11 protein-coding genes are annotated in these 11,204 nt (G+C 75.7%); all 11 read right to left on the reverse strand.

Features of this window, described 5'->3' with window-relative positions:
• Positions 1–351 precede the first annotated feature (351 nt).
• On the reverse strand, positions 352–1,635 hold the full coding sequence (tyrS, locus tag ACI79B_RS23090) for a tyrosine--tRNA ligase (protein ID WP_456930459.1): 1,284 nt from the start codon (positions 1,633–1,635) through the stop codon (positions 352–354).
• Positions 1,632–2,312, reverse strand: coding sequence for a DNA-3-methyladenine glycosylase (locus tag ACI79B_RS23095; protein ID WP_456930469.1), 681 nt, complete (start codon positions 2,310–2,312; stop codon positions 1,632–1,634). Before ACI79B_RS23095 ends, tyrS begins: the two co-directional genes overlap by 4 nt.
• Positions 2,276–3,721, reverse strand: coding sequence for an argininosuccinate lyase (gene argH, locus ACI79B_RS23100; protein WP_456930460.1), 1,446 nt, complete (start codon positions 3,719–3,721; stop codon positions 2,276–2,278). The genes ACI79B_RS23095 and argH overlap by 37 nt, the downstream gene beginning before the upstream one ends.
• Entirely contained in the window at positions 3,718–4,266 is a 549-nt protein-coding gene (locus ACI79B_RS23105) for an arginine repressor (protein WP_456930461.1), read from the reverse strand. Before ACI79B_RS23105 ends, argH begins: the two co-directional genes overlap by 4 nt.
• Positions 4,263–5,210 carry an ornithine carbamoyltransferase gene (gene argF / locus ACI79B_RS23110; RefSeq protein WP_456930462.1) on the reverse strand — a complete coding sequence of 316 codons (948 nt, stop codon included), beginning with the start codon at positions 5,208–5,210 and terminating at the stop codon, positions 4,263–4,265. The genes ACI79B_RS23105 and argF overlap by 4 nt, the downstream gene beginning before the upstream one ends.
• Positions 5,207–6,397 (reverse strand): acetylornithine transaminase, encoded by a 1,191-nt coding sequence (locus ACI79B_RS23115; protein WP_456930463.1) that lies wholly within the window; start codon positions 6,395–6,397, stop codon positions 5,207–5,209. Before ACI79B_RS23115 ends, argF begins: the two co-directional genes overlap by 4 nt.
• A complete protein-coding gene (gene argB / locus ACI79B_RS23120; RefSeq protein ID WP_456930464.1) occupies positions 6,394–7,392 on the reverse strand; it encodes an acetylglutamate kinase in 999 nt (332 codons plus the stop codon). The genes ACI79B_RS23115 and argB overlap by 4 nt, the downstream gene beginning before the upstream one ends.
• Positions 7,389–8,555, reverse strand: coding sequence for a bifunctional glutamate N-acetyltransferase/amino-acid acetyltransferase ArgJ (argJ, locus tag ACI79B_RS23125; protein WP_456930465.1), 1,167 nt, complete (start codon positions 8,553–8,555; stop codon positions 7,389–7,391). Before argJ ends, argB begins: the two co-directional genes overlap by 4 nt.
• Positions 8,552–9,592, reverse strand: a complete 1,041-nt coding sequence (gene argC, locus ACI79B_RS23130; protein WP_456930466.1) for an N-acetyl-gamma-glutamyl-phosphate reductase — start codon at positions 9,590–9,592, stop codon at positions 8,552–8,554. The genes argJ and argC overlap by 4 nt, the downstream gene beginning before the upstream one ends.
• A gap of 121 nt (positions 9,593–9,713) precedes the next feature.
• The gene (locus tag ACI79B_RS23135; RefSeq protein ID WP_456930467.1) at positions 9,714–10,520 is read right to left on the reverse strand and encodes an SDR family NAD(P)-dependent oxidoreductase; all 807 of its coding nucleotides are present in this window, start codon (positions 10,518–10,520) and stop codon (positions 9,714–9,716) included.
• Positions 10,520–11,204: phenylalanine--tRNA ligase subunit beta-related protein (locus ACI79B_RS23140; RefSeq protein WP_457000254.1), on the reverse strand; the 685-nt coding region annotated here is incomplete at its 5' end. The genes ACI79B_RS23140 and ACI79B_RS23135, both read right to left, overlap by 1 nt.

An 11,204-nucleotide genomic window follows, 5' to 3' on the forward strand; every position in this document is an offset into this window, starting at 1 on the left:
CGACCTGACAGATCGCGATATCCATCAACCAAAGGAATCCCTGCGCTCCACCACACGGTGCAGCGCCGGGGGTTTGTTACTTGGCACTGACTTTCGGCACGCTGTTGAGTTCTCAAGGAGCGGACGCACACCAACTCGACCCTCTCGGGTTCTGCTGGAGGCTTGTTGTCCAACTCTGCGCCCGCCCGGAGTGTTCCGTCGAGGGGTCCTCCGCTCCGGCCCTCCCGGGCCGTGCGGCGCGCAGAGAGAAAGTTACGTGCCTGTCGGGAGCGTGTCAAACCGTCTCGGCCGTGACGCCAGACACCGTTCCGGAACCGGCGTGTCCCATGGCGTTGACCCCGCAGGACGTCCTCAGTTCCCGACGCGCTGCACCCCGGCGACGGACCGCTTGCCACGGCGCAGCACCAGCCAGCCGCCCGGCAGCCAGGCCTCCTCGCCCGGGACGGCGTCGGCGTCGGTCACCCGCTCGTTGTTGAGGTAGGCACCGCCCTCCTTCACCGTCCGGCGGGCCTCCGACAGGCTGGAGACGAGACCGGTCTGCTGGAGCAGCTGGGCGACGGTCGGCGTCGTGCCGTCGACGGTGACGCTGCCGGCCTCCCGCAGGGCCGCGCCGAGGGTGTCGGCGCCGAGCGCCGTCAGGTCGTCCCGGCCGAACAGCGCGCGCCCGGCCGCCTCGGCCTGACGGAGCTCCTCGGGCCCGTGGACGAGCGCGGTCAGCTCCTCGGCCAGGGCCCGCTGCGCCGCGCGCGACGCCGGGCGCTCCCGGCTCTCGGCCAGGACCGCCTCGACCTCCTCGGCAGGCCGCTCGGAGAACTGCGGCAGCCAGGTGAGCGCGTCGGCGTCGTCGGCGTTGAGCCAGAACTGGAAGAAGGCGTAGGGCGAGGTGAGCGCGGGGTCGAGCCACACGGTGCCGCCCTCGCTCTTGCCGAACTTCTGCCCGTCGGACTTGGTGACCAGCACGGTGGACAGCGCGTGCACTGACGCCCCCTCCACCCGGCGGACCAGGTCGATGCCGGCGGTGAGGTTGCCCCACTGGTCCGAGCCGCCGGTCTGCAGCGTGACCCCGTGGCGGCGGAACAGCTGAAGGAAGTCGTGCGCCTGGAGGATCTGGTAGCTGAACTCGGTGTAGCTGATGCCGGCCTCGGAGTTCAGCCGCGCGGACACCGCCTCCTTGGCCAGCATCCGGCCGACCCGGAAGTGCTTGCCGAGGTCGCGGAGGAAGTCGATGGCCGACAGCGGCTCGGTCCAGGTGAGGTTGTCGACGTACACCGGCGCGGGCAGGTTCTCGTGCTCGGCGGGCCGGTCGAGGAAGGGCGCCAGCTGGCGGCGGATGCTGTCCACCCAGCCGGCCACGGTCGAGCGGTCGTTGAGCTGCCGCTCGGCGGTCGGGCGCGGGTCGCCGATGAGACCGGTGGCGCCGCCGACGAGGACCACCGGGTGGTGGCCGGCGCGCTGCAGCGCCCGCAGCACCATCACCTGGACCAGGTGCCCGACGTGCAGGCTCGGCGCGGTGGGGTCGAAGCCGCAGTAGTAGGTGACCGGCCCCTCGGCGAGGTGGGCGCGCAGGGCGTCCTCGTCGGTGGTCTGGGCGATGAGCCCGCGGCGCTGCAGTTCGTCGAGGACGGAGGAGGTCACGAGGTACCAGTCTGCCCGGCGGCGCGGCGGCGGCGCTGGCCACCCGGCCGGAAGGCGCTCACCGACGGCGCTCCGGTCTCCCAGAACCGCCACGGCAGCTCGGTGGCCCGGCTGATCCCGACCCGGGGCCCGGCCGAGACGGCGTCCGGCCGCTTCCCCGCGTGCAGCCGCACCGGCGAGGCCGGGTCGAGGACGTCGGCGCCGCCGTCCTCCGGCCCGATCGCCAGTGCCGCGGTCAGCCGGGCCGGGCCGCGGGCCAGGTCCCGGGGCACGCGGGCGGAGGGACGGCGCAGCGCCGCGACCTCCTCCCCCACCACCACCTCGCCGGCGCGCAGCAGCACCGCGGAGCCGCGGCCGGCGGGCCCGACGACGACGTTGGCGCACCAGTGCACGCCGTAGCTGAAGTACACGTACAGCCGCCCGGGCGGGCCGAACATGATCGCCGCGCGCGGGGTCGGGCCGCGGTGCGCGTGCGACGCGGGGTCCTGCCCCTCCCCCGAGTACGCCTCGACCTCGGTGAGCCGGACGGCGACGGTCCCCTCCGGCCGGTCGGTGACCACCCAGCAGCCCAGCAGCGCCGGGGCGACGTCGTCGACCGGCCCGAGCAGCTCCTCCGCCGTCAGCAGGCGGCCCGGCGGGCTCAGAGCGCGGCCGCCACGGGCGAGTCGACCGACCAGCGGCCGTGCTCGGCGACGACGTCCTTGAGCGCAGCGAGCTGGCCGGCAACCCGCGCGGGCGCCGTCCCGCCGCGGGTGTCCCGGGCGGCGAGGGCGCCCTGCACCGACAGCACCTCGCGGACGGCGGGGGTGAGCCGCTCGTCGATGCCGGCGAGCTGGTCGTCGTCGAGCTGGTCGAGCTCCAGGCCCGCGGCCTCGCAGACGGCGACCATCTCGCCGGAGATCTCGTGCGCCGACCGGAACGGCACGCCGTTCCTGACCAGCCACTCGGCGACGTCGGTGGCCAGCGCGAAGCCCTGCGGCGCGGCGGCCTCGAGCACCTCCGGGCGCAGCGTGAGCGTGGCGACCATGCCGGTGACCGCGGGCAGCAGGAGCAGCAGCTGCTCGAGGGAGTCGAAGACCGGCTCCTTGTCCTCCTGCAGGTCGCGGTCGTAGGCCAGCGGCAGGCCCTTGAGCATGGTGAGCAGGCCGGTGAGGTTGCCGACGAACCGGCCGGACTTGCCGCGCGCCAGCTCGGCGATGTCGGGGTTCTTCTTCTGCGGCATGATCGACGACCCGGTCGCCCAGGCGTCGTCGAGGCGGGCCCAGCCGAACTCGGTCGAGGTCCAGAGCACGACCTCCTCCCCCAGCCGGGACAGGTGGACGCCGACCATCGCGGCGGCGAAGCAGAACTCCGCGGCGAAGTCGCGGTCGCTGACCGCGTCGATCGAGTTCTCCGCGGCCCGGTCGAAGCCGAGCTCGGCGGCGACGGCATCGGGGTCCAGCGGCAGCGACGAGCCGGCCAGCGCGCCGGAGCCGAGCGGGCTGACGGCGGCGCGGCGGTCCCAGTCGAGCAGCCGGTCGACGTCGCGGGCGAAGGCGTGGGCGTGGGCGAGCAGCTGGTGGCTGACCAGCACCGGCTGGGCGTGCTGCAGGTGGGTCATGCCGGGCGCGGGGACCTCGAGGTACCGCTCGGCCAGCCCCGTGAGCGCGTACTCCAGCGAGGCCAGCTCGCCGACCAGGGCGCGCACGTTGTGCCGCAGGTACAGCCGCAGGTCGGTGGCGACCTGGTCGTTGCGGGACCGGCCGGCGCGCAGCTTGCCGCCGAGGGTGCCGAGCTTGGCGATCAGGCCGCGCTCGAGCGCCTCGTGCACGTCCTCGTCGGCCTCGACCGGCGCGAAGGTCCCGGCGGCGACCTCGGCGGAGAGCTCGGTGAGCGCGCGCAGCATCTGCTCGAGCTCGTCGTCGGCGAGCAGCCCGGCGCGGTGCAGCACCCGGGCGTGGGCGCGGGAGCCGGCCAGGTCGTAGGGGGCCAGCCGCCAGTCGACGTCGGTCGACTTCGACAGCGCCGCCATGGCCGGCGACGGCCCGCCGCCGAAGCGGCCGCCCCAGAGCCGGGTCTGCGAGGCGGGGGCGGTCGGGTCGGTCACGGGGCTGATCCTCCAGCGGGGTCGTCGGTCTCGTCGGTCAGGTGGGGCGGCTCGCCGGGCGCGCGGCCGGCCAGCGACCGCAGGCGCTGCGCCAGCGCCGCGCCGCCGTCGGGGTCGCGCGAGACGACGAGCAGCGTGTCGTCCCCGGCGATGGTGCCCAGGACGTCGGGCAGGCCCACCTTGTCCAGCGCCGAGGCGAGGAACTGCGCGGCGCCGGGCGGGGTGCGCAGCACCGCCAGGTTGGCGCTGCCCTCGGCGCTGGTGAGCAGGTCCCCGAGCAGCCGGGTGAGCCGGGCGGGGGCGGCCTGCGCGGGGCGCAGCGGGGCGTTCTCCGGCGGCAGCACGTAGGACGCCGGGGCGCCGTCGGAGCCGCGCAGCTTGACCGCGCCGAGCTCCTCCAGGTCGCGCGAGAGCGTGGCCTGGGTGACCTCGACGCCCGACTCGGCCAGCAGCGCGGCGAGCTGGGTCTGCGAGGTCACCGGCCGGGCGGCGATGAGCTCGGCGATGCGGGCCTGCCGCGCCGACCGGGTCAGCGCTCCCGTCATCCCGATCGCTCCAGCAGCCAGGTCAGCAGGGCCTTCTGCGCGTGCAGCCGGTTCTCCGCCTCGTCCCAGACGACGCTCTGCGGGCCGTCGATGACCTCGGCGGCGATCTCCTTGCCGCGGTAGGCCGGCAGGCAGTGCAGGACGAGGGCGTCGTCGGCGGCGCGGGCCAGCGCGGCGTCGTCGACGGCGTAGGGCAGGAACGGCGCGACGCGGGTGTCGTACTCGTCCTCCTGGCCCATCGAGACCCAGGTGTCGGTGGCGAGGACGTCGGCGCCGTCGGCGGCGGCCGCGGCGTCGGCGGTCCACTGCACCGAGCCGCCGGTCTCGGCGGCGATCTCCGCCGCCCGCTTCAGGACGTCGGGCGCCGGCTGGTACTCCTCGGGCGAGCCGATCCGCACGTGCATGCCGGCGGTGGCGCCGCCGAGCAGGTATGAGTGCGCCATGTTGTTGGCGCCGTCGCCGAGGTAGGTCAGCGACCGGCCGGCCAGCGAGCCCTTGTGCTCGGCCACCGTCTGGAGGTCGGCGAGGATCTGGCACGGGTGGAAGTCGTCGGTGAGCGCGTTGACCACCGGCACCCGGCTGGTGGCGGCCATCGTCTCCAGCCGGTCCTGGCCGAAGGTGCGCCACACGATCGCGGCGACCTGCCGGTCGAGCACGCGGGTGGTGTCCTCCACCGGCTCGCCGCGGCCGAGCTGGCTGGACCCGGCGTCGATCACCAGCGGGTACCCGCCGAGCTCGGCGACGCCGATCGAGAACGACACCCGGGTGCGGGTGGAGGGCTTGTCGAACAGCACGGCGACCGCCCGGGGCACGCCGTTCGCGGCGCGCAGCGGGGTGGGCGCGGCGTCGGTGTGCCGGGTGCGCTTGAGCTCGGCGGCGAGCGCGAGGACCTCGGCCTGCTCGTCGGGGGTGAGGTCGTCGTCGCGGGTGAGGTGCCGGGTCACTGGTCGGTCTCCTGCAGGGCGGTGTCGAGGGCGGCCGGCAGCGCGGCGACGAAGGCGTCGACCTGGGCGTCGGTGAGGACCAGGGAGGGCGCCAGGCGGAGCACGTCGGGGGCGACGGCGTTGGTGAGGAAGCCGGCGGCGCGCAGTTGCGCCTCCAGCGCCGCGGCGGCCGGGGCGGTGAGGACGACGCCGAGCAGCGCGCCCCTCCCCCGGACCCCGGCGACGCCGGGGTGTCCGAGGCCCTCGATGCCGGCGGTGAACCGGTGCTCGAGCTCCTTGGCGCGCTCCAGCAGGCCCTCGTCGCGCATCGTGTCGAGGACGGCGAGCGCGGCGGCGCAGGCTATCGGGTTGCCGCCGAACGTGGAGCCGTGCGAGCCGGCGGTCATGAGCTCCGCGGCGTCGCCGAAGGCGAGCGTGGCGCCGATCGGCAGGCCGCCGCCGAGCGCCTTGGCCATCGTGACGAGGTCGGGCTGGAGTCCGTCCGCCTGGTGCGCGAACCAGTGGCCGGTGCGGCCGGTGCCGGTCTGCACCTCGTCGACGGCGAACAGCGCGCCGGCGTCGGCGGCGGTGCGGGCGGCGGCGGCGAGGTAGCCCGGCGGCGGGGGCTGCACTCCGCCCTCCCCGAGCAGCGGCTCGAGCAGCACCATCGCCGTCTGCTCACCGACCGCGCCGGCCAGCGCGTCGGCGTCGCCGTAGGGCACGTACCGGACGCCGCCGGGCAGCGGGGCGAACGCGGCGGCCTTGGACGGCTGGCCGGTGAGCGCGAGCGCGCCCATCGTGCGGCCGTGGAAGGCGCCCTCGGCGGTGACCACCTCGGGCCGGCCGGTGAGCCGGCTGATCTTGAACGCGGCCTCGTTGGCCTCGGCGCCGGAGTTGCAGAAGAACACCCGCCCGGGCCGGCCGGCCAGCTCCAGCAGCCGCTCGGCCAGGGTCACGCCGGGCTCGTGCATCGCCAGGTTGGAGACGTGCCCGAGGGTCTGCGCCTGCCGGGTGATCGCCTCGACCACCCTCGGGTGGGCGTGGCCGAGGATCGTCGTCGCGATGCCGCCGAGCAGGTCGGTGTACTCGCGGCCGTCGACGTCCCAGGCGGTGGCGCCCGCGCCGCGCGCGAGCGCGACCGGTGGGGTGCGGTAGTTGCCCATCATCACGGCCGACCAGCGGGTGGCCAGCTCCTCCGTGTGGGTCATGCCGGCTCCTCTCCGCTCAGTGTGTGGGCGGGGACGACCATCGTCCCGGTGCCCTCGGTGGTGAACATCTCCAGCAGCAGGGCGTGCGGCGTCCGGCCGTCGACGACGGTCGCCCGCTTCACCCCGCCCTCGACCGCCCGCAGGCAGGCGGCCATCTTCGGGATCATCCCGGCGTCCAGCGTGGGCAGGATCTCGGCGAGCTCGGCGGCGTCGATCTGCTGCACCAGCGAGTCGCGGTCGGGCCAGTCGGCGTAGAGGCCCTCGACGTCGGTGAGGACGACGAGCTTCACCGCGCCGAGCGCCACGGCGAGCGCGGCGGCGGCGGTGTCGGCGTTGACGTTGTGCACCACGCCGTCGCGGTCGGGCGCGACCGTGGCGACGACCGGGATCTTCCCGGACTCCAGCAGCGCGGTGACCGGCGTCGGGTCGACCGCGACGACGTCCCCGACCCGGCCGACGTCGACCGGCTCCCCGTCGACCAGCGCCCGGGTGCGCTCGGCGGTGAACAGGCCGCCGTCCTCGCCGGACAGGCCGACCGCGAGCGGGCCGTGCTGGTTGACCAGCCCGACCACCTCCGGGGTGACCTGGCCGGTGAGCACCATGCGGACCACCTCGACGGTCTCGTCGGTGGTCACCCGCAGGCCGCCGCGGAACTCGCTCTCGATGCCGAGCCGGCCGAGCATCTCGGTGATCTGCGGGCCGCCGCCGTGGACGACGACGGGCAGGATGCCGCAGGTCCGGAGGAACACCATGTCCTCGGCGAAGGCGCGGCGGCACTCCTCGTCGACCATCGCGTGGCCGCCGTACTTGATCACCACGACGTTGCCGTGGAACTCGCGCAGCCACGGCAGCGCGCCGGTGAGGACGGCGACCTTGCGGGCGTCGCCCTCCGGGTCGTAGGTGCGCATGACCCGGGTGGTGCCGATCCGCCGGCGCGGCGGGGGCGCCTCGTCGACCCGGACGTCGGGCGGGGTGGGGTCCTGGTGACCGGTCACGTGGAGTACGCCGAGTTCTCGTGCACGTAGGCGATGGACAGGTCGTTGGTCCAGATCGTCGCCTGCTCGGTGCCGGCCCGGAGGTCGACGTCGATGGTGATCGCCCGGCCGGTGAGGTCGACGCCCTCGCGCGGGTCGCCGATCGCGCCGCCCCGGCAGACGGTGACGCCGTTGATGGTCACGTCGACGCGGTCGGGCTCGAAGGCGGCGTCGGTGGTGCCGATCGCCGCGAGCACCCGGCCCCAGTTGGGGTCGTTGCCGAACAGCGCCGTCTTGAGCAGGTTGTTGCGCGCGCAGGCCCGGCCGGCGGTGAGCGCGTCCTCCACGCTCGCCGCGTTGCGCACGGTGATCGCGATGTCCTTGGTCGAGCCCTCGGCGTCGGCGAGCAGCTGCATGGCGAGGTCGGTGGCCGCGGCGGTGAGCGCCTCGGCGACCTCCTCCGCGGCCGGGCTGACCCCGCTGGCGCCGTTGGCCATCGCGACGACGGTGTCGTTGGTGGACAGGCAGCCGTCGGAGTCGACCCGCTCGAAGCTGACGCCGGTGGCGGTCTCCAGCGCCTCCTGCAGCACGGCCGGGTCGACGGCGGCGTCGGTGGTGAGGACGACGAGCATCGTGGCCAGGCTCGGCGCGAGCATCCCGGCGCCCTTGGCCATCCCGCCGACCGACCAGCCGTCCCGCTCGACGACCGTCGTCTTGGGCACCGAGTCGGTGGTCATGATCGCCCGGGCGGCGTCGGGACCGCCGTCGGCCGACAGCGCCTTCGCGGCGTCGGTGACCCCGGGCAGCAGCCTGTCCATCGGCAGCCGGACGCCGATCAGCCCGGTGGAGGCGACGGCCACGTCGATCGCGCCGATCTCCAGACCAGCACGGCCCAGCTCGGCGGCGGCGTGCTCGGCGGTGGCGTGGGTGTCCTGGAACCCCTCGGGGCCGGTGCACGCGTTGGCGCCGCCGGAGTTGAGCACCACCGCCCGCAGCCGGCCGGTGGCCAGCACCCGGCGGCTCCACTGCACCGGCGCGGCCGGGAAGCGGTTGGTGGTGAAGACGGCGGCGGCGGCGTCCTGCGGCCCGTCGTTGACGACCAGCGCGACGTCGGCCGCGCCGGTGCTCTTGAGCCCGGCCGCGACGCCGGCGGCCCGGAAGCCCTGCGGTGCGGTGACGCTCACGGGGCCACCCCCACCAGCGGCAGGCCCGCGGTCTCGGGCAGGCCGAGGGCGATGTTGGCGCTCTGGATCGCGCCGCCGGCGGTGCCCTTGGTGAGGTTGTCGACCGCCGCGACGACGACCAACCGGCCGGCGTCCGGGTCGACGGCGACCTGCACCGCGACGGTGTTGGCGCCGAGCACCTGCGCCGTCGTCGGCCACTGGCCCTCGGGCAGCAGGTGCACGAACGGCTCGTCGGCGTAGGCCTTCTGGTAGGCGGCCCGCGCGGCGTCGGCGTCGGTCCCGGGCCGCAGCGGCGCCGAGCAGGTGGCGAGGATGCCCCGGCTCATCGGCACCAGGGTCGGGGTGAAGCTGATCCGCACCGGCTCCCCGGCGGCCGCACCCAGCGTCTGGGCCATCTCGGGGGTGTGCCGGTGGACGCCGCCGACGCCGTAGGCGCTGACCGAGCCCATCACCTCGCTGCCGAGCAGGTGCGGCTTGGCCGCCTTGCCCGCGCCGGAGGTGCCGGAGGCGGCGACCACGACGACGTCCGGCTCGACCAGCCCGGCGGCGAGCGCCGGGGCCATCGCGAGGGTGACCGAGGTGGGGTAGCAGCCGGGGACGGCGATCCGCCGGGCGCCGGCCAGCTTCTCCCGCTGACCGGGCAGCTCGGGCAGGCCGTAGGGCCACGACCCGGCGTGCTCGCCGCCGTACCAGCGGGCCCAGGCGGCCGGGTCCTGCAGCCGGTGGTCGGCGCCGCAGTCGACGACCAGCGTGTCCGGGGACAGCTGCGCGGCGATCGCGGCCGACTCCCCGTGCGGGAGCGCGAGGACGACGACGTCGTAGCCGGTGAGGTCCTCGGGCGCGCTCGGCCGGACCTCGAGGTCGGCGAAGGGCAGCAGGTGCGGCTGCAGCTCACCCAGGCGTCGGCCGGCGCTGCTGTTCGCGTGCACCCCGGCCAGGCGGAGGTGCGGGTGCCCGGCCAGCAGCCGGCACACCTCTCCCCCCGCGTACCCGGTGGCGCCGGTGACCCCGACCGTCCACGTCTGCCCTGTGTTCACGATGCATGACCATACAGGACCGTGCATGACTTTTCATGGCGGGTCCTGAGGCGCCTCCGCGCGCGCTCGTGCTCTGCCCCCGATCGGGGGGCAGAGCACGAGCGCGCACCGACGGGGGAGGTCAGGCCAGCGGGTCGCCGTCGCCGTACGGGAGCAGCCGCAGCCGCCGGGCGTCGTCGGACGGCGTGGTGGCGCGGAGGGTGTCGAGGTCGTCGACGCCGGCGCGGAAGAACCGCCCCGACCACTGGTCCAGCTCCCCGGCGGCGATCGCCACCACCAGGTCGACGACGTCCTCGGGCCGGGTCCACTCGGTGCGGCCCTCGTGCATCGGCATGGCGCGGGTCATCGCGGTGTCGACGACGCCCGGCGCCAGGTCGAACGCCCGCACACCGTGCGCGGCGCCGGCCAGGTCGATCGCCTCGGTGATGCGCATCTGCGCGGTCTTGCCCGCCGAGTACGCGCTGTAGTGCGGGTTGACGCGGGTGCCGATCCCGCTGGCCAGGTCGACCACCCGGCCGCCGCCGACGGCGACCATCCCGGGCAGCACGGCGCGGGCGACGAGGAACGGCCCGCGCACCTGGCTCTCCACGACCTGCCACCACTGGTCGGGGTCGGCCTCCCACAGCGGCACCTCGGCGGCGTCGATGAGGCCGGCGTTGTTCACCAGCAGCCCGACCGGCCCGAGCTCGCGGACCACCTCGCCGACGGCGGCGTCGACGGCGGTGCGGTCGGTGACGTCGGCGGGCAGCGCGAGGGTGCGGGCGCCGGTGGCGGCGGCGACCTCGGCCATCGCCGTCCGCAGCCGCTCGGGCCCGCGGGCGATGCCGGCGACCGCGGCCCCGCGGGCGGCCAGCCCCTCGACCAGGTGCCGGCCGATGCCCGCCGACGCCCCGGTGACGAGCGCGACCAGGCCGGTGAGGTCCGCCATCAGTCGCCGCTGCGCAGGCTGATGCCCTGCAGCTCGACCACGGCGACGATGCCCTCGCGCACCCGGGCGACGTCCTCGGCGGTCAGCGTGCGGTCCGGCGCGCGCAGCACCAGGGAGTACGCCAGCGACCGCGACCCGGCCGGGACCGGCGGGCCGGAGTACACGTCGAACAGGCGCACCGCCTCGAACAGCTCGCCCGCGCCCCCGCGGACCAGCGACTCGACGTGCGCGGCGGTGATGTCGTCGGGCACGACGAAGGCCAGGTCGAGGAAGACCGGCGGGAACGTGGAGATGCGCGGCCCGACCGGGACGGGCGCCGGCGGGAACGCGTCGACGTCGAGCTCCATGACCGAGGTGCGGGCCGGCAGGTCCAGCGCGGCGCACACCCGCGGGTGCAGCTCGCCGGCGTACCCGACCACCCGGTCGTCGACCACGAGCTCGGCGCAGCGGCCGGGGTGCCAGGGCGCCTGCTCGCCGGGGCGGACGAACAGCTCGACACCCGCGGCGGCGGCCACCAGCCGGGCGGCCTGCACGGCGTCGGCCCAGCCCGCGGCCCGGCCCGGGCCCCACCAGCCGCGCGGCGGGGGGGGGGGGGGGGGGGGGGGGGGGGGGGGGGGGGGGGGGGGGGGGGGGGGGGGGGGGGCGCGGGGGGGGGGGGGGGGGGGGGGGGGGGGGGGGGGGGGG

Source organism: Geodermatophilus sp. SYSU D00879 (genome assembly GCF_054050375.1).

Excerpts from the sequence above, each read along its gene's own strand:
- ACI79B_RS23105 (WP_456930461.1), bottom strand. The coding sequence starts at position 4,266 with ATGACGGGAGCGCTGACCCGGTCGGCGCGGCAGGCCCGCATCGCCGAG.
- ACI79B_RS23115 (WP_456930463.1), bottom strand. The coding sequence starts at position 6,397 with ATGACCCACACGGAGGAGCTGGCCACCCGCTGGTCGGCCGTGATGATG.
- ACI79B_RS23135 (WP_456930467.1), bottom strand. The coding sequence starts at position 10,520 with ATGGCGGACCTCACCGGCCTGGTCGCGCTCGTCACCGGGGCGTCGGCG.